Origin of the sequence: Nocardioides phosphati, assembly GCF_014646375.1 — a bacterium.
Lineage (GTDB): Bacteria > Actinomycetota > Actinomycetes > Propionibacteriales > Nocardioidaceae > Nocardioides > Nocardioides phosphati.
The window spans coordinates 1-22,542 of record NZ_BMNI01000017.1 but is presented as its reverse complement, the minus strand read 5'-3'; the positions used below and the strand labels follow the sequence as shown (position 1 = coordinate 22,542).

23 protein-coding genes are annotated in these 22,542 nt (G+C 72.0%); 5 read left to right on the top strand and 18 right to left on the bottom strand.

Going from position 1 to position 22,542, the window contains the following annotated elements; genetic code table 11:
• Positions 1 to 28 precede the first annotated feature (28 nt).
• The 3 genes from menD to IEX47_RS17445 are packed head-to-tail and all read right to left on the bottom strand — an operon-like array spanning position 29 to position 3,671.
• Positions 29 to 1,642 carry a 2-succinyl-5-enolpyruvyl-6-hydroxy-3-cyclohexene-1-carboxylic-acid synthase gene (gene menD / locus IEX47_RS17455; protein ID WP_188785403.1) on the bottom strand — a complete coding sequence of 538 codons (1,614 nt, stop codon included), beginning with the start codon at positions 1,640 to 1,642 and terminating at the stop codon, positions 29 to 31.
• Positions 1,639 to 2,607 (bottom strand): o-succinylbenzoate synthase, encoded by a 969-nt coding sequence (locus IEX47_RS17450; protein WP_188785420.1) that lies wholly within the window; start codon positions 2,605 to 2,607, stop codon positions 1,639 to 1,641. The genes menD and IEX47_RS17450 overlap by 4 nt, the downstream gene beginning before the upstream one ends.
• Before the next feature lie 29 nt (positions 2,608 to 2,636).
• The gene (locus IEX47_RS17445; RefSeq protein ID WP_188785401.1) at positions 2,637 to 3,671 is read right to left on the bottom strand and encodes an AMP-binding protein; all 1,035 of its coding nucleotides are present in this window, start codon (positions 3,669 to 3,671) and stop codon (positions 2,637 to 2,639) included.
• 54 nt (positions 3,672 to 3,725) lie between these two features.
• Here IEX47_RS17445 and IEX47_RS17440 point away from each other — a divergent pair, with 54 nt between their 5' ends.
• Together IEX47_RS17440 and IEX47_RS17435 are read left to right on the top strand one after the other, a co-directional pair.
• On the top strand, positions 3,726 to 4,181 hold the full coding sequence (locus IEX47_RS17440) for a GNAT family N-acetyltransferase (RefSeq protein WP_188785399.1): 456 nt from the start codon (positions 3,726 to 3,728) through the stop codon (positions 4,179 to 4,181).
• Positions 4,182 to 4,191: 10 nt separating this feature from the next.
• A complete protein-coding gene (locus IEX47_RS17435) occupies positions 4,192 to 5,208 on the top strand; it encodes a 1,4-dihydroxy-2-naphthoate polyprenyltransferase (protein ID WP_188785397.1) in 1,017 nt (338 codons plus the stop codon).
• Between the two features lie 48 nt (positions 5,209 to 5,256).
• Here IEX47_RS17435 and cds1 read toward each other — a convergent pair whose 3' ends face one another.
• On the bottom strand, positions 5,257 to 6,303 hold the full coding sequence (gene cds1 / locus IEX47_RS17430; protein ID WP_188785395.1) for an L-cysteine desulfhydrase Cds1: 1,047 nt from the start codon (positions 6,301 to 6,303) through the stop codon (positions 5,257 to 5,259).
• Positions 6,303 to 6,569, bottom strand: a complete 267-nt coding sequence (locus IEX47_RS17425; RefSeq protein WP_188785393.1) for a DUF4229 domain-containing protein — start codon at positions 6,567 to 6,569, stop codon at positions 6,303 to 6,305. The genes cds1 and IEX47_RS17425 overlap by 1 nt, the downstream gene beginning before the upstream one ends.
• A gap of 57 nt (positions 6,570 to 6,626) precedes the next feature.
• On the opposite strand from IEX47_RS17425, the gene IEX47_RS17420 reads away from it, so the two are divergent.
• Positions 6,627 to 6,830, top strand: a complete 204-nt coding sequence (locus IEX47_RS17420) for a hypothetical protein (protein WP_188785422.1) — start codon at positions 6,627 to 6,629, stop codon at positions 6,828 to 6,830.
• A gap of 2 nt (positions 6,831 to 6,832) precedes the next feature.
• Here the strand turns inward: IEX47_RS17420 and IEX47_RS17415 are convergent, their stop codons facing one another.
• The 7 genes from IEX47_RS17415 to hppD are packed head-to-tail and all read right to left on the bottom strand — an operon-like array spanning position 6,833 to position 13,646.
• Positions 6,833 to 7,723 carry a phenylalanine 4-monooxygenase gene (locus IEX47_RS17415; protein WP_188785392.1) on the bottom strand — a complete coding sequence of 297 codons (891 nt, stop codon included), beginning with the start codon at positions 7,721 to 7,723 and terminating at the stop codon, positions 6,833 to 6,835.
• Complete coding sequence (locus IEX47_RS17410) at positions 7,716 to 8,381, bottom strand: 3-oxoacid CoA-transferase subunit B (RefSeq protein ID WP_188785418.1); 666 nt, start codon at positions 8,379 to 8,381, stop codon at positions 7,716 to 7,718. The genes IEX47_RS17415 and IEX47_RS17410 overlap by 8 nt, the downstream gene beginning before the upstream one ends.
• A gap of 4 nt (positions 8,382 to 8,385) precedes the next feature.
• Complete coding sequence (locus tag IEX47_RS17405) at positions 8,386 to 9,204, bottom strand: CoA transferase subunit A (protein ID WP_188785390.1); 819 nt, start codon at positions 9,202 to 9,204, stop codon at positions 8,386 to 8,388.
• A complete protein-coding gene (gene fahA, locus IEX47_RS17400) occupies positions 9,204 to 10,400 on the bottom strand; it encodes a fumarylacetoacetase (RefSeq protein ID WP_188785388.1) in 1,197 nt (398 codons plus the stop codon). Before fahA ends, IEX47_RS17405 begins: the two co-directional genes overlap by 1 nt.
• The gene (locus IEX47_RS17395) at positions 10,397 to 11,200 is read right to left on the bottom strand and encodes a hypothetical protein (RefSeq protein WP_188785386.1); all 804 of its coding nucleotides are present in this window, start codon (positions 11,198 to 11,200) and stop codon (positions 10,397 to 10,399) included. Before IEX47_RS17395 ends, fahA begins: the two co-directional genes overlap by 4 nt.
• A complete protein-coding gene (locus IEX47_RS17390; protein WP_188785383.1) occupies positions 11,197 to 12,441 on the bottom strand; it encodes a homogentisate 1,2-dioxygenase in 1,245 nt (414 codons plus the stop codon). Before IEX47_RS17390 ends, IEX47_RS17395 begins: the two co-directional genes overlap by 4 nt.
• Positions 12,441 to 13,646 (bottom strand): 4-hydroxyphenylpyruvate dioxygenase, encoded by a 1,206-nt coding sequence (gene hppD / locus IEX47_RS17385; RefSeq protein WP_188785381.1) that lies wholly within the window; start codon positions 13,644 to 13,646, stop codon positions 12,441 to 12,443. Before hppD ends, IEX47_RS17390 begins: the two co-directional genes overlap by 1 nt.
• Before the next feature lie 154 nt (positions 13,647 to 13,800).
• Here hppD and IEX47_RS17380 point away from each other — a divergent pair, with 154 nt between their 5' ends.
• On the top strand, positions 13,801 to 14,313 hold the full coding sequence (locus IEX47_RS17380) for an Lrp/AsnC family transcriptional regulator (RefSeq protein WP_188785379.1): 513 nt from the start codon (positions 13,801 to 13,803) through the stop codon (positions 14,311 to 14,313).
• A gap of 124 nt (positions 14,314 to 14,437) precedes the next feature.
• Positions 14,438 to 15,703: a Glu/Leu/Phe/Val dehydrogenase dimerization domain-containing protein gene (locus tag IEX47_RS17375; RefSeq protein ID WP_188785377.1), complete on the top strand. Its 1,266-nt coding sequence runs from the start codon at positions 14,438 to 14,440 to the stop codon at positions 15,701 to 15,703.
• Between the two features lie 371 nt (positions 15,704 to 16,074).
• On the opposite strand, the gene ccsB is transcribed toward IEX47_RS17375, so the two are convergent.
• Genes ccsB through hemL form a run of 6 tightly spaced genes read right to left on the bottom strand, consistent with a single transcriptional unit; the run spans position 16,075 to position 21,916 of the window.
• On the bottom strand, positions 16,075 to 16,944 hold the full coding sequence (gene ccsB / locus IEX47_RS17370; RefSeq protein WP_188785375.1) for a c-type cytochrome biogenesis protein CcsB: 870 nt from the start codon (positions 16,942 to 16,944) through the stop codon (positions 16,075 to 16,077).
• A complete protein-coding gene (gene resB / locus IEX47_RS17365) occupies positions 16,941 to 18,569 on the bottom strand; it encodes a cytochrome c biogenesis protein ResB (protein WP_188785373.1) in 1,629 nt (542 codons plus the stop codon). Before resB ends, ccsB begins: the two co-directional genes overlap by 4 nt.
• The gene (locus IEX47_RS17360) at positions 18,569 to 19,345 is read right to left on the bottom strand and encodes a cytochrome c biogenesis CcdA family protein (RefSeq protein ID WP_188785371.1); all 777 of its coding nucleotides are present in this window, start codon (positions 19,343 to 19,345) and stop codon (positions 18,569 to 18,571) included. Before IEX47_RS17360 ends, resB begins: the two co-directional genes overlap by 1 nt.
• A complete protein-coding gene (locus IEX47_RS17355; protein ID WP_188785369.1) occupies positions 19,342 to 19,908 on the bottom strand; it encodes a TlpA disulfide reductase family protein in 567 nt (188 codons plus the stop codon). The genes IEX47_RS17360 and IEX47_RS17355 overlap by 4 nt, the downstream gene beginning before the upstream one ends.
• The gene (locus IEX47_RS17350) at positions 19,905 to 20,579 is read right to left on the bottom strand and encodes a histidine phosphatase family protein (RefSeq protein ID WP_188785367.1); all 675 of its coding nucleotides are present in this window, start codon (positions 20,577 to 20,579) and stop codon (positions 19,905 to 19,907) included. The genes IEX47_RS17355 and IEX47_RS17350 overlap by 4 nt, the downstream gene beginning before the upstream one ends.
• Positions 20,576 to 21,916 (bottom strand): glutamate-1-semialdehyde 2,1-aminomutase, encoded by a 1,341-nt coding sequence (gene hemL, locus IEX47_RS17345; protein WP_188785365.1) that lies wholly within the window; start codon positions 21,914 to 21,916, stop codon positions 20,576 to 20,578. The genes IEX47_RS17350 and hemL overlap by 4 nt, the downstream gene beginning before the upstream one ends.
• Between the last annotated feature and the right edge of the window lie 626 nt (positions 21,917 to 22,542).

Here is a 22,542-nt window from a genome sequence, read left to right as displayed (position 1 = left end):
CCCCTGTCGTGCCTGAGGGCGGGTGTGATCAGGCCAGTCCGCGGATGGCGGCGTCGAGCTCGCGCCGGTTGTCGCGGCGTACGCGGACCTCGACGACCTCGATGCCGCCGTTGGGGCTGGCGAGCGCCTGCTGGAGCTCGGGCAGGCTGTCGACCTTCCAGTGCGGGGTGCGGGTGCTCGCGCAGAGGCTGGCGAGGTCGACGCCGTGCGGGGTGCCGAAGAGGCGGTCGTACTGCTCGGCGTACGCCGGCGCGCCCTGCTCGAGCATCGTGAAGATCGAGCCGCCGTCGTCGTTGACCACCACGATCGTGAGGTCCGGGCGCGGCTCGGCGGGGCCGAGGACGAGGCCGCCGGCGTCGTGGAGGAAGGTGACGTCGCCCATCAGCGCGATGGTGCGGGCGTCGGGGTCGCGCTGCTGGCGGGCCAGGGCCGCGCCGATGGCGGTCGAGATGGTGCCGTCGATGCCGGCGAGGCCGCGGTTGGCGATCACCTTGCGGCGGGAGCCGACCGGGGTCGGGCGGGCCATCAGGTCGAGGTCGCGGATCGGGCTGGAGGCACCGACGACGAGGAGGCCCCCGGAGGGGACCGCCGCGCTGACGGCACCGGCGACCTCGTGTGGGGTGAGCTCGGGCTGCTCGTGGAGCAGGCGATCGAGCTGGCGACTGGTGGCGCGGTCGAGCTCGCGCCAGGCGCCGAGCCAGGCCGGGTCGGGGGTGCCGTCCTCGACCCAGACGGCCTGGTGCGTCGCGGCGACCGGGAAGGGGCGCTCGCTCCAGATGCCGGCGTGCGCGACCGCGACGACCTCGACGTCCTCGCGGCTCAGGAGCCGGGTGACCGGGCGGCTGAGCGTGGGGTGGCCGAGCACGATCACACGCTCGATCTGGCGGCCGAGGTCGGAGTCGAGCAGCAGGCGGTAGGTGCGCAGCGCGTGGTCGCCGGTGCGCGAGCCCGACGTGGGCTCGGCGAAGAGCGGCCAGCCACCTGCCTCCGCGACCTGGCGCGCGCGGGCCCCCGCGTCGTCGCCGGCGACCACGACCGTGCGGGGGCCGAGGGGCAGGGGCGCCGCTGCCTCGCGGTCGCTGATGTCGTGGGTCTGGCAGCGGCCCTTCTCGGGCACCGGAGCCGAGAAAGGCGCCTGCTCGCCCTCCGGCGTCAGCGGCAGCTCGAACTGCACGTTGAGGTGCAGCGGGCCGCCCGCGGCGGCGACGTTCCCGAGGAGGCCCGGCGACGGCCACTCGTCGAGGTCGAGGAAGGAGGCGAACTCGCCGAAGATCATCACCTGGTCGGTGGTCTGGCTGGCACCCGTGCCGCGGAGGCTCGCGGGGCGGTCGGCCGTGACGACGATCAGCGGCAGGCCGACATGCGCAGCCTCCATGACCGCGGGGAAGAGGTTGGCGACGGCGGTGCCGCTCGTGCACGCGACTGCGGCCCGGCGACCCGACTTGGTCAGCCCGAGCGCGAGGAAGCCGGCGGTCCGCTCGTCGATGCGCGTGTGCAGGCGGAGCAGCCCTTGCCGGTCCGCGTCGTACGCCGCGAACGCGAGCGGGGCGTTGCGGCTCCCGGGCGCCAGCACGAGCTCGGTGACGCCGGCGTCGATGAGCGCCTGGACGACGGCCCGGGCCAGCACGGTGGAGGCGTTCACAGGCGCTGATCCTGCCGTACGCCGGCGACGTCACGTCCCGCACGGACGAGGTCCTGCTGCACGCGCGCCAGGCGCTGCTGCCAGTGCTCGACGCGATCGGCTGGGGCGGCGAGGCGGTCGAGCGCAGCCCGGTCCGCGTGCACAGGGCGCACGGGCAGCGCGCCGTCCACGGGCAGCAGCGGCTCGGCGGCGACGTCGTCGGTGAGCAGCTGGACTGTCGCCAGACCACAGGCGTGGGGCAGCTCCGGCAGAGCGGCCGCGAGCGCGACCCCGGCCGCGATCCCGAAGGAGGTCTCCAGTGCACTGGACACGACGACCGGCAGGCCGATCTCCTCCGCGATGCGCAGGCAGGCCCTCACGCCACCGAGCGGCTGCACCTTGAGCACGGCGATGTCCGCCGCCTGGAGGTCGCGCACCCGATAGGGGTCGGCGGCGCGGCGGATCGACTCGTCCGCCGCGATCAGCACACTGGCCCGGCGCCGCACCGTGGCCAGCTCCTCGACCGTCATGACCGGCTGCTCGGCGTACTCCAGGCCGCCGGCGGCACGATCGAGCACCGACAGCGCACGGACGGCGGTGTCGACGTCCCAGCCCCCGTTCGCGTCGATGCGGACCAGGCCGGAGGGGCCGAGCGCGTCGCGCACGGCCTCGAGCCGGGCCTCGTCGTCGGCGAGCGTCTGGCCGGGCTCGGCGACCTTCACCTTGGCGGTCCGGCAGCCGCCGGCGGTGACGATCGCGTGCGCCCGTTGCGGGTCGACGGCCGGCACGGTCACGTTGACCGGCACGGAGTCCCGCACCGGCGCGGGCCAGTCGCCGGCGAGTGCCTCGAGCGCGCACTCCAGCCAGGGGCGCGCGAGCTCGTCGTCGTACTCGAGGAAGGGTGACCACTCGCCCCAGCCACCCGTGGCGGGGTCGTGGAGAAGCACTCCCTCGCGCACGGTGATCCCGCGGAAGCGGGTGCGCATCGGGATCGAGAAGACGTGGGTCTCGAGCGTCACGACGCAGCCTCGGCGAGGGCACGGACCGCCTGGCGGTCGACCTTGCCGTTGGCCAGCAGCGGAAGCTCCTCGACGACGACCAGCCGGCGCGGTGCCCACGTGCGCGGGTGGAGCGACGCGACCCAGTCGCGCGCCTCCTCCAGTCGCATGGCCGGCATCGAGGCGAGCCCGGGTGTCGCGACGACGGCGACGACCGCCTGGCCCCACTCGGGGTCACTGACGCCGACGACCTCGGCAGCCGCGATCGCGGTGTGCTCGGCGAGGCGGCGCGCGACGACCGGGCCGGGCACCTTCACTCCCCCGCTGATCACCATGTCGTCGACGCGGCCGAGCACGGTGAGCCGCCCGTCGTCGGCCAGCGCGCCGAGGTCGGAGGTGAGGTACCAGCCGTCGACCAGCGTCGCAGCGGTCAGCTCCGGGTCGTCGAGGTAGCCGTCGAAGAGCATCGGGCCGCGGAGCTTGATCCGGCCGTCATCGGTCAGCGCGACCTCCACGCCCGGCAGCGGGTGACCGTCGTAGACGCAGCCGCCGCAGGTCTCGCTCGAGCCGTAGGTGGCGACCACGTCCGGACCCCAGCCCGCCACCACGTCGACGGCCTTGCGGTCGACGGGGCCGCCGCCGACGAGCACCGTGTCCATCTCGTGCAGCTCGGAGCCGACGTCGGGGTCGTCGACGAGCCGTCGCAGCTGCGTGGACACCAGGCTGATGTAGCGGGCGCCGGGCTTCCAGTGCAGCCCCTCCGCGACCACCGGGTCGTGGCCGGCGAGGAGCGAGCGCGTGATCACGTTGACACCGGCGACGTAGTTCGAGGGCAGCGCGAGCACCCACTGCCCGTGCCCGATCGCGCGGGCGGAGGCACCGGCCGACGCGAGCACGGCAGAGCGCGAGAGCAGCACGCCCTTCGGCGTACCGCTGGAGCCGGAGGTCTCGATGAGGAGGCGCCGGTCGTCCTCCGCTACGAGCCAGTGGCGCAGCTCGCGGATGTCGGTGTGCGCGTCACCGGTCAGGCGCAGGGGCTCCGTCGAGGACATGCGCCGAACCTACCGCCGCCTGCGTACACCGGGCACGCCCCGGATACTGGCGCCATGGACCTCACCTGGGAGCTCGTGCACCACCGCGACCTGACGGCCCGGCAGACCTACGAGATGCTCCGCCTCCGCGGCATCGTCTTCGTCGACGAGCAGCAGGTCCCCGCCGCCCTCGAGATCGACGGCGTCGACCTCACCGGCGAGACCCGGCACCTCTTCGGCTGGAACGGCGACGCCCTGCTCGCCTACGCCCGCCTGCTCGAGCCCGACCACCACGGCGCCTCGCACATCGGCCGTGTCGTCGTGGCGAGCGACGCCCGCGGTGGCACCGGCACCGAGCTCGTACGCCGCGGGGTCGTCGCGTGCGAGGAGCTCTGGCCCGGCCAGCCGATCATGCTGGGCGCGCAGAACCACCTGCGCGGGTTCTACGGACGCCACGGGTTCGAGCCGGTCGGCGAGATCTACGACGAAGCCGGGATCCCGCACATCGACATGGTCCGTCCGCCTGCTTGAATCACCTCCCATGGCCACCCCCGCTGAATGGATCGCCGGCGCCCGTCCGCGCACGCTTCCCGCCGCCGTCGCCCCCGTCCTCGCCGGCACCGGCGTGGCCGCCTGGTTCTTCGAGCCGGTCTGGTGGAAGGCCGCCCTCGCGCTGGTCGTCTCGCTGGCCCTCCAGGTCGCGGTCAACTACGCCAACGACTACTCCGACGGCATCCGTGGCACGGACGACGTACGCGTCGGGCCGATGCGGCTCGTCGGCTCGCGCGCGGCCACTCCCGCAGCGGTGAAGCGGGCGATGCTGATCGCCTTCGGCGTCGCCGGCATCGCGGGCGTCGTCCTCGCGGTCACCACCGCGTGGTGGCTCGTGCTCGTCGGCCTGGTCTGCGTCGTCGCGGCGTGGTTCTACACCGGTGGTTCGAAGCCCTACGGCTACCTCGGCCTCGGCGAGGTCATGGTCTTCGTCTTCTTCGGCCTCGTCGCCACCGTCGGCACGGCGTACGTGCAGGTCTTCCACGCCTGGGGGCACATGCGTCGAGGTCACGGAGACGCGGACTTCGGCTGGTTCGCGTACGAGCCGATCCACTCGGCACGCACGATCGACTGCCTGCGCGGTGTCGACCAGATGAGCGCCTACGCGTGCCTGCCGACCGGCAACGCCTGGCTCCTCCCCGCGCTCCTCGCCGGCACCGCGATCGGTGCGCTGGCCTGCGCGATCCTCGTCGCCAACAACCTGCGCGACATCCCGACGGACACGGTCGCAGGGAAGATGACCCTCGCCGTACGCCTCGGGGACCACCGGACGCGCGGGTTCTACGCCGCGCTCGTCGCGCTCGCCCTGGCCACGCTGATCGGCCTGGCCGCGATCACCAGCTGGTGGGCGCTGCTCGGGCTGGTCTTCCTGCTGCCCGCGGCCAAGGGCGTGAAGGTCGTGACGTCCGGGGCGACCGGCCCCGGCCTGATCCCGGTGCTGCAGTCGACGGGCGTCGCGGAGCTGTTGCTGGGCGTCGGCGTCTTCGTCGGCCTGCTGCTCGCCTGACTCCCTCCCGCAGCCTGTCACGCCGGCGCGCGAGGCGACGGCGAACCGTCAGGAGGACAGCAGGGCCTCCAGCTCCGCGGTGTACGGCGTGGGGTCGATGGCCTGGGCGGCGAGCCAGTCGTCGGAGTAGTACGTGTGGGCGTAGCGCTCGCCGCCGTCGCAGATCAGCGTGACGACCGAGCCCACCTCACCCGCGTCCCGCATCGAAGCGATCAGCTGCAGCGCGCCCCACAGCGACGTGCCGGTGGAGGCGCCCACGAGACGGCCCGTGACGGCGGAGCACCAGCGCATCGCGGCGACCGAGGCCGCATCCGGCACCTGGAGCATGTGGTCGACGACGCCGGGCACGAAGGACGGCTCGACGCGGGGCCTGCCGATGCCCTCGATGCGGGAGCCGCAGGCGGTCACCGACCGGTCGCCGCTCTGCCAGGACGAGAAGAAGGCCGAGCCCTCCGGATCCACGACGCAGAGCTTCGTGTCGAGCTGGCGGTAACGCAGGTAGCGGCCGATGGTGGCCGAGGTGCCTCCGGTGCCGGCGCCGACGACGACCCAGGCGGGCACCGGGTGCCGTTCGAGCGAGAGCTGCGAGAGGACCGATTCGGCGATGTTGTTGTTGCCGCGCCAGTCGGTCGCGCGCTCGGCGTACGTGAACTGGTCGAGGTAGTGCCCGCCGCACTCGTCCGCCAACGAGCGCGCGACGTCATAGACATCCGAGGCCGAGTCGACGAAGTGGCAGCGCCCGCCGTAGAACTCGATCAGCTCGACCTTCTCCACCGACGTGGAGCGCGGCATGACCGCGACGAAGGGCAGGCCGAGCAGCCGGGCGAAGTAGGCCTCGGAGACCGCGGTCGAGCCGGACGAGGCGTCCACCAGCGGGGTGTCGGGGGTGATCCAGCCGTTGGCGAGGCCGTAGAGGACCAGCGAGCGCGCCAGGCGGTGCTTGAGCGAGCCTGTCGGGTGGACCGACTCGTCCTTGAGGTAGAGGTCGATGCCCCAGGACGGGGGCAGCGGGAAGACGTGGAGGTGCGTGTCGGCGGAGCGGTTCGCGTCGGCCTCGACCCGGCGTACGGCCTCGGCCACCCACGCCCGCGACATCAGTCCTCCTTGGTGCGCAGCTCGTCGACCTTCGAGACCGCCTTCGACGCGCGCTCCTCGACCCGGCGGGCGAGCGCGTCGCGCGGTCCGCTGAGCACGAAGTACGACGCGACGCCGGAGACGATCAGCGCACCGATGGCCGCCCAGAAGAGGTTGGCGCCCGTGACCGCGCCGCCGTCGATCAGCTTCCAGACCCCGAGGATGAGGATCCAGGCAGCGAGGAAGAGGACCGCACGGAGCAGGGTGTACACGACGAAGGCCTTCACGGAGCACAGCGTAGGCGTCTGCCTGCGGATGCTTCGAGGCCGGTCTACATTGGAGAGGTGCTCAAGTTCCTGCTCGTGGTCGTGATCATCGCGCTGGCCGTCTACGGCTGCGTCATGCTGGTCGACCGCCAGCTCAACGGGATCAAGCGCCCGTCGCGTCCGCGCCGCCCGCAGCCCCGGCGCCCTATCGGCCCCGACGACGACCCGGAGTTCCTCCGCCAGCTCAACCGGCGCAAGCCGCCCAAGCGCGACGACCCCTGACCTCACGCCTTCGCCCGTACGCCGAGGCGCGCGGGGGTCTCGTCGTCGCACGAGGCGAAGAAGCCGCCCACCGCGTCGACCATGTGGTCGAACGACTCGGCCGCGAAGAGCACGGGCTGGTAGTGCGTGATGTCGTAGTCGATCGTCGCCATCGTCGCGAAGTCGATCGGCCGGATCTCCATCGAGCCGAACTCCTCGATCTCGCCGTACGACGACAGGATGCCGGCGCCGTAGGCCTTCAGGTCACCGCTCTCCCGCAGCACCCCGAACTCCACGGTGAACCAGAAGACGTCGGCCACCACCTGCAGCGCCTCCGGCGTCGTCACGCGCCGGGCGGCGGCTCCGGCCAGGCGATTCACCTCGGCGACCTGCGGGTCGGCGAGCAGGTTCCCGTGGCCCATCACCTCGTGGAGGATGTCCGGCTCGGGCGTGTAGAGCGGCGCCGCGTGGTGGCGCAGGTACTGCGTCGAGTGGAAGAGCCCGTCCTTCAGCGACCCGTAGAACTCCTCGAGCGGCACGATCCCCGGCGCCGGCACGTAGGAGAAGCCGGTCAGCGGCTGCAATCCTGCGGTGACCTCCGCCAGCTGCGGCACCCGGTCGCGCGGCAGGTCGAGCGCGGCCACCGCGTCGTTGAACTGCCGGCAGGCCAGGCGCTCGTGGAGCGGCCCGAGGTGCTCGCAGACGGTCCGCCAGACCTCGTGCTCGGTCTCGGTGTAGTCGATGTGCGGCACCGGCTGCCCGGGGTGCCAGGCCAGCGACGCCGCGGCGATCTCGTTGCGCCGGCGGCGGTACTCCTCGTCGTTCTCACCCGGGTGCCCCTCGACCAGGTGCACGGTCACGTTGCCGTCCTCGTCGGTGGTCACCGGCGAGTAGAGCTGCGCCTCCTCAAACATGGGCCTTCTCCTCGTCCTCAACAGCCGCCTGCGCACCGGGCTCGACCCGGCGTACGGCGAGGGACGGCTCGGTGGCCGCCCGGATCTGCTCCTCGGTGACCCCGGGGGCCAGCTCGACCAGCACGAGGCCGTCGGGCTCGACGTCGATGACGCCGAGGTCGGTGATGATCCGCCTGACCACCCCGCGACCGGTCAGCGGCAGCGAGCAGGCGCGGACGATCTTGAAGCCGCCGTCGCGAGCCACGTGCTCCATCAGCACGATCACGCGGCTGGCGCCGTGGACCAGGTCCATCGCGCCGCCCATCCCCTTCACCATCTTGCCGGGGATCAGCCAGTTGGCGATGTCGCCGGTCTCCGCGACCTGCATGGCCCCGAGGATCGCGACGTCGACCTTGCCGGCGCGGATCATCCCGAAGCTCATCGCCGAGTCGAAGAACGCCGCCCCGCGGCGTACGGTCACGGTCTCCTTGCCGGCGTTGATCAGGTCGGCGTCGACGCGCTCCTCGGCCGGGTAGGGGCCGACGCCGAGGATGCCGTTCTCCGCCTGGAGGACGATCTCGACCTCGTCGGGCACGAAGTTCGGCACCAGCGTCGGCAGCCCGATGCCGAGGTTGACGTAGTCGCCGTCGCGCAGCTCCGCTGCCGCTCGCGCCGCCATCTGCTCACGCGTCCACACGACGTCCACCTCCGTCGGCCTGCCCGCGGGCCTGCCCGCTGATCTGTCCTCCGACGAGGGTGGTGCGCTTCTCGATCCGCTTGTCGGCCGCCTGCTCGGGCGTCAGCGGCACGACGCGGTGCACGTAGACGCCCGGCAGGTGCACCTGGTTGGGGTCGATCTCGCCGGGCTCGAGCAGTTCCTCGACCTCCGCGATGCAGACCCGCCCCGACATCGCGGCGAGCGGGTTGAAGTTGCGCGCGGCCTCGCGGAAGACGAGGTTGCCGTGGCGGTCGCCCCGCCAGGCCCGCACGAGCGAGAAGTCCGCGACGAGTGCCTCCTCGAGCACGTACTCCTTCTCCCCGAAGACCTGCCTGGGCTTGGGCGGGCTGCTGATCTCCACGGCGCCGTTCGCGTCGTACTTCCAGGGCAGGCCGCCGTCGGCGACGAGGGTGCCGACGCCCGCCGGCGTGTAGAACGCCGCGATGCCGCTGCCGCCCGCGCGGAGCCGCTCAGCGAGCGTGCCCTGCGGCGTCAGCTCCACCTCCAGCTCGCCGGCCAGGTAGCGGCGGGCGAACTCACGGTTCTCCCCGACGTACGACGCCACGATGCGCCGCAGCCGGCCGGCGGCGAGCAGGAGCCCGAGGCCCCAGTCGTCGACGCCCGCGTTGTTGCTGACCACCTCGAGGTCGTCGGTGCCGGCGTCGAGCAGCGCCTGGACCAGCACGGCCGGAATGCCGCAGAGTCCGAAGCCGCCCACGGCGAGCGTCGCGCCGGACGGGATGTCGGCGACCGCCTCGGCTGCGCTCGTGACCACCTTGTCCATCAGTGCTCCTCCCCGTGTGCCGGCAGGCTGCGCGCCGGCAGGACGCGCCCCGCGGCCTCGCCGAATCCGATCCGCCGTCCGTCGGCCAGTCGCGCCTCGCCCCGCAGGACGACCTCGTCGCCGTCCTCCAGGAAGCCGCGCTTCTCACCCCCGAGCGCGATCGGCTCCGCACCACCGCGGGTCAGCTCGATCAGCGAGCCCTGCTGGCCCGGCTCGGGGCCGGAGACGGTGCCGCTCGCGAAGAGGTCGCCGGTGCGCGTCGGGGCGCCGTTGACGGTCAGGTGGGCGAGCATCTGGGCCGGCGACCAGTACGTCGCGGCGTACGGCGGGCGGCTGACGACCTCGCCGTTGATGACCACCTCGAGCGTGATGTCGAGCCCCCACGGCTGCTCCATCGCCAGGTAAGGCAGCGGCTCGGGATCCTGCGCCGGGACCGGCACGCGTGCGCCCTCGAGCGCGGCCATGGGCACCACCCACGGGGAGACCGTCGAGGCGAACGACTTGCCGAGGAACGGCCCGAGGGGGACGTACTCCCAGGCCTGGATGTCGCGCGCAGACCAGTCGTTGAAGAGCACGACGCCGAAGAGGTGCTCGCCAGCCCGGTCCACCGGGATCGGCTCCCCCAGCGGGCTGCCGATGCCGACCACGAAGCCCAGCTCGCACTCGAGGTCGAGGCGGACCGACGGCCCGAAGACCGGCACCGCCTCCCCCGGAGGCAGCCGCTGGCCGCACGGCCGCACCACGTCGGTGCCCGAGACGACGATCGAGGCGGAGCGACCGTGGTAGCCGATCGGCAGGTGCTTCCAGTTGGGCGTCAGGGCGTCGCCGTCGGGCCGGAAGAGCCGGCCGAGGTTGGTGGCGTGGTGCTCCGAGGCATAGAAGTCGACGTAGTCCGCGACCTCGAACGGCAGCTCCAGCGTCACCTCGTCGAGCGCGTGCACCGCGGAGGGGTCGACGTCACCGGTCAGCGCGTCGACGACCTGCGCCCGCACGGATGCCCACCGCGCGGGTCCCTGCGCCATGAACGCGTTGAGCGACCCGGGCGCGAAGGTGTCGTCGCCGAGCAGCAGCGCCAGGTCGACGACGTGCTCACCGAAGCGCGTCGCCACCCGCGGGTCGGCACCGGCGGCCCGGTAGACGCCGTACGGCAGGTTGTGGAGGCCGAACGGGTCGTCGGCGCTGACGTCGAGCCTCATGCGGCGCCGTCCTTCCGGGTCTTCCACGTGGCAGGGAGCAGGTCGAGGTGGGCAAGGTCGTCGAGCGGCTCACGGATCGAGCAGGTGCCGAACGAGCGGAACGCCTCGCGCACCTCCGGCGGCAGCACGAGCGCGGCCCGCGCCACCGCCCCGTCGTCGCGCGACGCAAGGGCCGCGGCGACGTCGGCGAGGGAGCGGCCGGCCTGGGCGCGCGCCGCCGCGAGGAGCAGGTTGAGGAAGCCGTGGTGCTCGAAGCCGGTCAGCGGATCCGTGTGCCGGACCGCGTGGTGGAGCCCGGCGGTCGCCTTGAACGGCACGCCCGCCTCCACCACGGCCGCGATCACGGCAGCGAGCTCGGGGATCGTCGGGAAGAGGTCCTCCTCGAGGCCGCCGGTCCGCAGCTTCGCGCGCAGCCCGGTCGCCGCCAGCTCCGCGACCACAGCCGTACGCCGGTCGTCGCGCGGCACCTCGACGTAGACGTCGACGCCGTACGACGCCAGCGACCGCACCTCGGCCGCCTCGGCCCGCGCGGGCAGCGCCACCTCGAGCGCCCGCAGGCGATCGCCCGCGGCGGAGACGGCCGCGTGGGCCTCGTCGAGACCGATCACCACCCCGACCGCGACATCACCCACGCGGGGCAGGTCGGAGGCACGGACGACGAGCGGGCCGACCGCGTCGGCGTACGGGCTGCGGAGGTGGGCGGCGTGCTCCGTCACAGCCCGGGCCAGCGGCACGTTGCCGGGCGGGAAGATCGCGGCGTCGTCGAACAGGCCACGCAGGAGATCCAGCGGGAGGCTCATCCGGCGCCCTCCCCTGCGACCGCTCCCTCCGACCGGCGATCGCCGCGCGACCACGACGCGGCGTAGATGCCGTCGTCGACCTCGCGGCCCGCCTCCCCGAGGTCGAGCGGCCGGAAGGTGTCGACCATGACCGCGAGCTCGTCGAAGAACTCCGCGCCGATCGAGCGCTCGTAGGCTCCCGGCTGCGGGCCGTGCGGGTGACCGCCCGGGTGGAGGGTGATCGAGCCCTGCGCGATGCCGCTGCCCTTGCGCGCCTCGTAGTCGCCGGCGACGTAGAACATCACCTCGTCGGAGTCGACGTTGGAGTGGTAGTACGGCACCGGGATCGAGAGCGGGTGGTAGTCGACCTTGCGCGGCACGAAGTTGCAGATCACGAAGTTCAGGCCCTCGAAGACCTGGTGCACCGGTGGCGGCTGGTGGACCTTGCCGGTGATCGGCATGAAGTCCGCGACGTTGAACGCGAACGGGTAGAGGCAGCCGTCCCACCCCACCACGTCGAAGGGGTGGTGCGGCAGCGTGTGGATGGTGCCCCCGATGCCGTTCGGCAGTCCGTTGACCCGGTGCTTGATGTAGACCTCCACCTCGCCTTCGGAGGTGTGCGCGCGCTGGTCGATGAGACCGAGGCCGGCCGGGCCACGCAGGTCCCTCTCGCAGTACGGCGCGTGCTCGAGCAGCTGCCCGAACCGGCTCAGGTAGCGCTTCGGCGGGGTGATGTGGCTGTTGCCCTCGATGGCGTAGATCCGCACCGGACCGCGCGGCACGATCCGGTGGGTCGTCGCGCGCGGGACGACCAGGTAGTCGCCCGGGCCGAACTCGAGGTCGCCGAAGACCGTCTCGAGCAGGCCCTCGCCGTCCTCGACGAAGAGGCACTCGTCGCCGATGCCGTTGCGGTAGAGCGGCGACGCGGCGTCGGCCACGACGTACGAGATGCGGACGTCGGCGTTGCCGAGCAGGAGGCGGCGTCCGGTGACGGCATCGGTGGCGGGCGCGAAGGAGAGCGCGTGGGTCGAGAGGTGGCGCGGCAGGAGCGGGTGATTGGGCGTGAGGCCCTGGTCGGGGAGCTCCCAGATGCGCGACGCGGAGACGGCCGAGGGAAGGAAGCGGTGGTAGAGCAGCGAGGAGTCCGACGAGAAGCCCTCCTCGCCCATCAGCTCCTCGAAGAGCAGCTCTCCGCCTTCGGCGAGGCGGTGCTGGGTGTGGCGCTTCGGCGGGACGTGGCCGACGGACCGGTAGTGGGGCATCAGAGGTTCCCCCGTCGCTCCTGCTCGCGCTCGATCGACTCGAAGAGCGCCTTGAAGTTGCCCTTGCCGAAGCCGAGCGAGCCGTGGCGCTCGATCAGCTCGAAGAAGACCGTCGGCCGGTCGCCGAGCGGCTTGGTGAAGATCTGCAGCAGGTAGCCGTCCTCGTCGCGGTCGACGAGGATCCCGCGCTCCTTCAGCTCCTCGACCGGCACCCGCACCTCACCGATCCGGGCACGCAGCTCGGGGTCGTCGTAGTAGGCGTCGGGGGTGTCGAGGAACTCCACGCCCCTGCTGCGCAGGACGTCGACGGTGTGCAGGATGTCGCCGGTGGCCAGCGCCAGGTGCTGCGCGCCGGGGCCGCCGTAGAACTCGAGGTACTCGTCGATCTGCGACTTCCGCTTGCCCGCGGCCGGCTCGTTGAGCGGGAACTTCACGCGGTGGTTGCCGCTCGCCACGACCTTCGACATCAGCGCGGAGTAGTCGGTGGCGATGTCGTCGCCGATGAACTCCGCCATGTTCACGAAGCCCATCACCCGGTTGTAGAAGCCGACCCACTCGTCCATCCGCCCGAGCTCGACGTTGCCGACGATGTGGTCGAGTGCCTGGAAGAGGCGCTTCCCCTCGCGCGGCACCCCCGTCGCGGGCACGAAGCCGGGCAGGTAGGCCCCCGCATAGCGCCGGCCACCGACCTCGCGCTGCACCAGCGTGTGCCGGGTCTCGCCGTACGCCGCGATGGCCGCGACGCGGACCGTCCCCTGCTCGTCGGTGAGGTCGTGGGGCGGCTCGAGGACCGTGGCACCGGCGGACTCCGCCTGGCGGATGCAGCGGTCGACGTCGGGCACCTCGAGTGCGATGTCGACGACGCCGTCGCCGTGCCGTGCGTGGTGCGCGATCAGCGGGCTGTCCGGCGACACCGCGCCCTGCAGCACGAAGCGGATCGACCCCGACCGGAGCACGTAGGCCTTGCGGTCGCGCGCCCCGGTCTCCGGGCCGGCGTACGCCTCGAGCTCCATGCCCCACACGTTCTGGAAGTACGCCGAGGCCTGGGTGGCGTTGCCGACGACGAAGACGATCGCGTCCCAGCCGGTGATCGGGAACGGGTCCTGCGTCTCGTCGTACTCCACGAGGCCGACGAGCTGGCGCAGCTGCTCCAGGTCGAGGCCGGCGCGCTGCTCCGCTTCGGTGAGGACGTCGTGCGGGGACATGCTGGCTCCTTCGAGGACTGTGACCCGGGTCTCCTCGATCAAACTCCCGCGCATCGGGCTCGGCAACAGCACCAGTTCTTGTTGGTCATCGTGCGACTTTGGGCCACGATGGAGGGCGATCGACTAGTCAAGGTGCACACCAAGGAGCGGTTCAATGAAGCAGAGCATCGAGCTCGACGAGATCGACCTGGCCCTGCTCACCTCGCTCCACGAGGCGCCGCAGATCGGCGTGCTCGAGACGTCGCGGCGGATCAAGGTCGCCCGCGCGACCGTGCAGGCCCGGCTGAAGAAGCTCGAGGAGGCAGGGGTCATCGCCGGCTGGCAGCCGCAGATCGACGTCGCCGCGGCGGGTTTCGGCGTCCAGTGCTTCGTGCAGCTCCACATCGCCCAGGGCGAGCTCGACTCCGTGGCCGAGGAGCTCGCCGCGATCCCCGGCGTCATCGAAGCCTGGGCGACCACCGGCGAGAACGACATCCTCTGCCGGGTCGCCGCCTCGTCCCACGAGGGCCTGCAGGAGACGCTGATCCAGATCGCCCGCTCCCGCTACGTCGCGAGGTCGAGCAGCATCGTCGTCCTGTCCAGCATCGTGAAGCCGCGGGCGCTCCCGTTGCTGCAGACCGTCGAGGCGAAGCCGTCGCGGGCGCCGAGGTATCCGCGACAGGCGTGAGGCAGGCCGTGGGCTAGTCATCCTGACTAGCGGTCGCTTGGTTTGTCCGGCTGGAAGTTGGCTCCACGCCCATGTTGCTGGGCGGATGTTGCACGTCGTACGACGCAACGCGCACGGTGAGCGCATGAAGGACCTGCTGGCCCGCTTCGAGCACACCCCTCCCGAGGTCGTCTTCGAGTGGCACGACCCCGAGACCGAGGCCACCGGCTGGATGGTCATCAACTCCCTGCGCGGCGGCGCGGCCGGCGGTGGCACGCGCATGCGCCCCGGCCTCAACCGCCGCGAGGTCGAGTCGCTGGCGAAGACGATGGAGGTGAAGTTCACCGTCGCCGGACCCCCGATCGGCGGGGCCAAGAGCGGCATCGCCTTCGACCCCTCCGACCCGCGCAAGGAGGGCGTGCTGCGCCGCTGGTTCGCCGCGGCGGCTCCCCTTCTCAAGGCCTACTACGGCACCGGCGGCGACCTCAACGTCGACGAGGCGTCAGAAGTGGTGCCGATGACCGAGGCCAACGGCCTGTGGCACCCGCAGGAGGGCATCGTCACCGGGCACTTCCATGCCGAGGGCTTCGAGCGGATCCAGCGCGTCGGCCACCTGCGCTCCGGCGTCGCCAAGGAGGTCACCGACCCGGCCTTCGCCCCGCCTGCGGGGCCTCATGGGGTGCCGACCGTCGCGGACCTGGTCACCGGCTGGGGCGTCGCCGAGGCAGTGCGCCACTACTACGACCTGTACGGCGGCGACCTCGTGGGCAAGCCGGCGATCGTCCAGGGGTGGGGCACCGTCGGCGCCACCGCGGCGTACTACCTCGCGCAGATGGGCGCCCGCGTCGTCGGCATCATCGACCGCGCGGGGGGCCTGCTCGACCCTGACGGGCTGTCGCCTTCACGCGTGGCGGAGCTCTACGCAGGGCGTCGTGGCAACGAGCTCGTGGCTCCTGACCTGCTCCCCTTCGCGGAGGTCGACGCGCGGATCTGGTCGATGGGCGCCGCGATCTTCCTGCCCTGCGCCGCGTCGCGCCTGGTCACGCGCCCGCAGGTCGACGCGCTCGTCACCGGCGGGCTCGAGGTCGTCTCGTGCGGCGCCAACGTGCCCTTCGCCGACGACGAGATCTTCTACGGCCCCACCTACGAGTACGCCGACAGGCACGTCGCCGTCATTCCCGACTTCATCGCCAACTGCGGCATGGCCCGCACCTTCGCGATGCTCATGGACGGCACCAGCCCCGTCACCGACCAGGCGATCTTCGGCGACGTCTCCGGCACGATCCGCGACGCCCTCGCCGGGTGCCACGCGCGGTCGCCGCAGCCCACCGGCATCGCCAGCACCGCGTTCGAGATCGCGCTCGAGCAGCTCGTCGTACGCCCCGACGTACCGCTCACGCAGACGGCCTGACGCCCGACTCCGGCCCGCGCGACTCCCGCCCGCGCGCGGGCGAGTTTGGTGCACTGGCACCTGAATCGACCCGCGAACGGCGCTCGCAGGGTCCAATCAGGTGCACAGGCACCTGATTGGCAGCCGCGAGAGAGGTCCGTCGGCGGGTCCCTTCGCACCTGCGGGTCGCCGGACGAGGCAGAGGACAACGGGCCGGCACCGTGGGTCCGGCCGGAGGCCGGGTACCGGCCGAGCGTTGAGGCCTTGCCTCCCGCGCTGGGTGCGCAACGACAGGCAACGCCGCGGGCAAGGCCGAACCAGGGAGGCCGGTGCCCGGCCTCTGGCCGGACCCCGCGACCCCGCGGACCCGCAGACCCGCAGACCCGCGAGACCTACGGCTTGGCGTACGAGTGCAGCCCGCCACCGAAGAAGAAGTTGATGCCGATGAAGTTGAACCACAGCGTGCCCAGGCCCACCAGAGCCACGATCGCCGCGGCGCGACCCTTCCAGCCCGCTGTCGCCCGCGCGTGGAGGTACGCCGCGTAGACGACCCAGGTGATGAAGGCCCAGACCTCCTTCGGGTCCCAGCCCCAGTAGCGCGACCAGGCCTGGTGCGCCCAGATCGGGCCGGCGATCAGCACGGCGAAGGTCCAGATCGGGAAGGCGAAGGCGTGCAGCCGGTAGGAGATCCGGTCGAGCACGTCGGCCGCGGGCAGCGACGACAGCCGGCCCGACTCGCGCAGCAGGTAGAGGATCGAGACCAGGCCGCCGAGGGTGAAGACACCGGTCGCGGTGATCGCCGCGATGACGTGGATGACCAGCCACGGCGAGGACAGTGCCTCGGTCAGCGGCGCGATCGGCTCGTAGAGCCAGACCACGTCGAGCATGAGCACGACCATCACCAGGCCGACCGCCCACGGACCGAGGAAGGCGAGGTTCCAGCGGCGGAAGAAGAGCACGGTCACCAGCGTGACGACGAAGGTCGCGGTGAGCGTGAACTCGTACATGTTGCCCCACGGCACCCGGTTCGGGTCGGCGGCGAAGCCACGCGCCACCAGTGCCAGCAGGTGCACGCCGCCGGCGACGACGGTGAGCAGGAAGGCGAAGCGGGCGAAGACCTCCGCCCGCGCGGACCCCTCCCCCTCGACCGCGCCACGGCGGGCCGCCCACTGGGCCGAGTAGGCCAGCAGGGCGAGGAAGTAGACGACACCCGCCGCGCTGACCGCCTGGATGCTGAGCGTGTCCCACTGCTGGTCGGTCACTGGTCCTCCTGTACGCCGGCAGCGCCAGCAGCGCCGGCACTCCCGTTCGTGGTGATGTCGGTGGTGGCCGCGCCCTGGAGTGCGGCCACGAAGGCGGTCAGGTCGTCGGTGAGGTCGCTGCGCGCCGACCGGTCGAGCCCGGCGACCTCGACGAGCGTCTCGCCGTCGGCAGAGCGCACCGCGCGCACCCACAGGCGGCGCGGCCGGACGTAGAGCGAGCCGCAGAGGCCGAGCAGCGCCATGATCGCGCCGCTGAGCGCGAGCCACGTGCCGGGCTTCTTGGCGATCTCGAGCCGCACCCACGGCTTCACGCCCTCGAAGGTCACCGAGCCGTTGCCGCCGGGCAGGTCGACCGACTGGCCGGGCTTCAGGTCGACGCGGAACATCTTCCCGCCCGGCTTGGCGAGCAGCTTCATCTTCGAGGTGTCGAGCGAGTAGATCGACTGCGGGACTCCCCCGTTGATGCCCAGGTCGCCGACGTACGCCTGCATGGTGATGAGCGGGTTGAGGTCCTTGCCCATCGCCGAGTTGAGCGGGTCGCCGTTGTACGTCGGCAGGAAGAGGCCCTGGAGCCCGATCTGCTTCGGCTTCGCATCAGGCACCTTCACGACACCGAACGACGTGAAGTTGCGCTGCTCCTGCGGGAGGAACGGCGTGGGCCCGCTGTAGGCGACGTTGCCCTCCGCGTCGCGCACGGTGAGCACCGGGGCGTAGCCGTGGCCGATCAGGAAGACGTCGGTGCCGCCGATGGAGAGCGGGTGGTTGACCTTGAGGTCGTCGGTGCGCTTCGTGCCGTCGGAATCCCACCAGGTGAGGCCGGCGACGAACTTGCGCGCCATGCCCTTGCGGGGGCCGTCGAAGAGCCACTGGATGTCGAAGCGGTCCAGCTGCAGCCGGAACGGGTCGAGCTCGCTCGCCTTGGTCAGCTTGCCCGGCGTGAAGTCGTCGTACTGCGTGGGGGTGTTGGAGAACTGGCTGCCCTCCGCGATGATCACGCCGCCCTTGTAACCCCACAGCGAGCCGATGGCGAAGCCCGCGAGCACGACCAGCACGGCGATGTGGAAGAGCAGGTTGCCCGCCTCGCGCAGGTAGCCCCGCTCGGCCGCGACGGCGTCACCACCGGCAACGACGCGGTAGCGCTTCTTGCGCAGCAGCGCGCGCGCCCGGTCAAGCACGACCTCGGGCGCCTCCTCCGTCGCGAACGCCGCGGAGTCGGGCAGGCGGGTCAGGTTGCGCGGCGCGGTGGGCGGAGCCGCGCGCAGGGCCCGCCAGTAGACGCGCGTGCGCGGCAGGATGCAGCCGACGAGCGACACCGCGAGCAGGAGGTAGATCGCGGAGAACCACGGCGAGGAGAAGACCTCGAACATGCCGAGCTTCGCGTAGATCGGGCCGAGCCGGGTGTGGTCGGCCTTCCACTGCTTGACCGCGAAGTCGTCGACCGATGTCTGCGGGATGACCGAGCCGGGGATCGCCGCGAGGGCGAGCAGGAAGAGCAGCACCAGGGCGGTGCGCATGGAGGTGAGCTGGCGCCAGGTCCAGCGCAGCAGCTCGCGCAGGGTGAGCTCGCCGGGCAGGCGCTCGTTGCCCTGGGCGGGTCCCTGCGGCTTCTCGCGGACGGAGCTCATCACGCCGCCCCCGTGCCGAACTGCTCGATCAGCCGGATCTGGAGGCCCTGGATCGCCCAGTCCCACCAGCCGGTGACCATGGCCAGGCCGACCGCGACGAGCATCAGGCCGCCGAGGCGCATCAGCAGCATCTGGCGGCGCTGGAGCCAGCCGAACGCCCGGGTCGCACGCTCGTAGGCCAGGCCCGCGAGCAGGAACGGCAGGCCGAGCCCGAGCGCGAAGACGCCGGCGAGGACGGCGCCCCGCGAGGCGCTGGCGTCACTCGCGCCGATCGTCACGATCGCGCCCAGGGTCGGGCCGATGCAGGGCGTCCAGCCCAGGCCGAAGAGGAGCCCGACGAGCGGAGCCGCAGCCAGGCCGACGGCCGGCAGCCGGTGGATCCGGACGGTGCGCTCCAGGAAGGGCACCCGCAGCAGGCCGGCGAAGAAGAGGCCGAGCACGATCACGACGACGCCGAGCACGACCATCAGGGTGCGGCGGTGCACGTTGAGCTGCGTGCCGACCTCACCCAGCGCGCCCGCAGCCATGCCGAGCGGCACGAAGACCGCCGTGAAGCCCAGCACGAAGAGCAGCGAGCCGAGCAGCATCCGGCCCCGGCGTACGTCACCGCCGGAGGCGATCTCCGCGCCGGACAGGCCGGTGGCGTAGGAGAGGTAGCCCGGCAGCAGCGGCAGGCAGCACGGCGAGAAGAACGAGATCAGGCCGGCGAGCAGCGCGACGGGCAGCGCCAGGAGGAGCGACCCGCTGAGCACGGTGTCCTGGAAGAAGTGGGTCACGACGCGGCGTCCTCGACGAGGTCCTTGAGCGTGATCGCGCTCGGCACCGGACCGAGGATGCGCGCGGCGACGCGGCCCTTCGGGTCGAGCACGAGCGTGGACGGCGTCACCGTCGGGGGCACGACGCCGCGCAGCGCGAGCAGCGTGGCCCCGCCCTGGTCGTCGATCGAGGGCCACGGGATGTCGTAGGACCGGATGAACGCCTCGGCGTTGGCCTTCGAGGTCTCGCGCACGTCGATGCCGACGAAGGCGACCTCGCTCGCCGGCAGCTCGCGGGCGACCTTCACCATCTCCGGGGCCTCCTCGCGGCACGGCGCGCACCACGCACCCCAGATGTTGAGGACGACGACCTTGCCGCGGTAGTCGGCGATGTCGAGCCGCTTGCCGTCGAGCGTGGTGCCGGTGAAGGCGACCGGCTTGGCGCGGTGCTTCGCCGCGATCGTCGTGACGGTGCCGTCGCCGGTGGCGGTCGAGTTGTTGCTGGTCGACCCGAGGGCGCTGCACGCCCCCAGGGAGAGCACAGCGACGAGAGCGGCACCAGCCGCGACGGAGCGACGGATCAAGGCCGCAGGTCCTCGGGGGCGTCTCCGGCCGAGAACGGCGCGTTCTTGTCGCCCGCCGGGATCAGGTGGCCGGCCGGCTCGGAGTAGGTGACCGAGGTGAGCTGGTCGCCGGTGAAGTTGAGCGAGGTCAGCGAGCAGAGCGTGCACTGGCGCTTGCGCGGGTCGTGGAGCATCGAGCGCTTCTCGACGTGCATGCGGGTGGTCCAGATCGGCAGCTGGTGCGACACGATCACGGCCTCGTGGCCCCGCGCGGCCTCCCGGGCGTCGTGGACGGCGGCCATCATGCGCGCGGCGATCTCGGCGTACGGCTCACCCCAGGAGGGCTTGAGCGGGTTGTAGAGCTTGAGCCACAGGCGGGGGTCGCGCAGCGCGTTGTCGCCCTTGGCGAACCGCTTGCCCTCAAAGTGGTTGGTCGACTCGATGACGCGGTCGTCGGTGACGATCTCGAGGCCGGTGAGCTTCGCGAGCGGGGCCGCGGTCTCCTGCGCGCGCTCCAGCGGGGAGACCCGCAGGTGCGTGATGTCGCGGTCCTTGATCGCCTCGGCGACGACCTCTGCCATCTGCTGGCCACGCGCGGAGAGGTGGTAGCCCGAGCGACGTCCGTAGAGGATGCCCTCGGGGTTGTGGACCTCGCCGTGCCGCATCAGGTGGACGGTGGTCTTGTCGCTCATGCGTGGGCCTTCTCGGTCGCGCTGGCAGCGGCAGCGGCGGACGCCGCGGCCGGGAGGGCGTCCAGCACCTGCTGGATCGCCCGGTCGTCGTGGGCCGACGAGAGGAACCATGCCTCGTACGCCGACGGCGGGAGGTAGACGCCCTGGTCGAGCATCGCGTGGAAGAACGCGGTGTACGCCGGCAGGTCCTGCTCGGAGGCCTCCGCGAAGTTGCTCACCGCGGCGTCCTTGAAGAAGACCGAGAACATCGTGCCGGTCGCCTGGATGACGTGCGGGACGCCCTCCTTCGCGAGGGCGTCGGCCACGGCCGACTTGATCGTCTCGCCGGCGGCGGAGATGTGGTCGTAGACCTCGTCGGTCGCGAGGCGCAGCGTGGTGAGGCCCGCGGTCGTCGCGACGGGGTTACCGGCCAGCGTGCCGGCCTGGTAGACGGGCCCCTCGGGGCTCAGGTGTGCCATCACGTCGGCGCGGCCACCGAACGCAGCAGCCGGGAAGCCGCCGCCCATGACCTTGCCGAAGGTGGTCAGGTCGGGCACCCAGCCCTCGACCGCGCCGTCCAGGCCCCACTGGCCCTGGCGGCTCGCGCGGAAGCCGGTCATCACCTCGTCGGAGATGAAGAGCGCGCCGTTCTCGCGGCAGATCTGCGCGAGGAAGGCGTTGAAGCCCGGCGCCGGCGGGACGACGCCCATGTTGCCGGGCGCAGCCTCGGTGATGAGGCAGGCGACGCGGTCACCGAACTCCGCGAACGCCGCGGCCACCGCGACCTTGTCGTTGTAGGGCAGCACGATGGTCAGACCCGCGCTCGAGGCCGGCACGCCCGGCGTGCCCGGGACGGCGAGCGTGGCGAGGCCGGAGCCGGCGGAGGCCAGCAGGGCGTCGACGTGGCCGTGGTAGCAGCCCGCGAACTTGATCACGATCTCGCGACCGGTGAACCCGCGCGCGAGGCGGATCGCCGACATCGTGGCCTCGGTGCCCGAGGAGACGAAGCGGACCTTCTCGACCGCCGTGCGCGCGACGATCTCCTCCGCGAGCTCGACCTCCGGCACGGTCGGGGTGCCGTACGACGTGCCGCGCGCGACCGCCTCGGCGACCGCGGCCTGCACCTCGGGGTGCGCGTGGCCGAGGAGCATGGGGCCCCAGGAGCAGATCAGGTCGACGTACTCGTTGCCGTCGACGTCGGTGAGCCAGGCGCCCTTGGCCGAGCGGATGAAGCGCGGGGTGCCGCCGACCGCGTTGAACGCGCGCACGGGTGAGTTCACACCGCCCGGGGTCACGGCACGGGCCCGGTCGAAGAGGGCCGCCGAGGCGTCGGTCTGCAGGCTGGAGGGGCTGGTCACCGCGCCATTCTCGCTGACGCCGGAAGCCCCCGCGAACGCCGCCCGTGTGTCGATTCCGGATTCTCAGGAAAAAATCTGTTACGTGCGCGTCATACTTGCGTGGATCGCACGTTTCCTCAGTGGCGAGGTAACCTGCGCCACAGCCTGTGAGGGGCCGACCGGGGAGGGACCGGGCGACACTCACTCGACTTCGGGAGAAGCACAGCATGTCTGCACCGNGCCGGCGTCGGCACCATCACCACCGCGAGCGACACCCGCCTCCCCGACGGCACCCAGGTCCCCATCGAGTCCCTCGAGGACCCCGCCAGCTTCACCGCCCCCGGCCAGGTCGGCCTCGGCCTCTCCGCCGCTGACGGCGCCAAGATCGTCGCCGCCGCCTCCACCAACGGCATCCCCACCGCTGCGCTGGCCGCCTATCAGCGCGCCGAACAGGTCATCAACGACGCCGACAAGTCCTGCCACATCGACTGGGCCCTCATCGCCGCCATCGGCCGCGTCGAGTCCGACCACGGCCGCTACGGCGGCAACACCCTCGACACCCAGGGCGTCTCCCACCCCGGCATCTACGGCCCCGCCCTCGACGGCACCCACCAGACCCAGGCCATCACCGACACCGACGGCGGCCT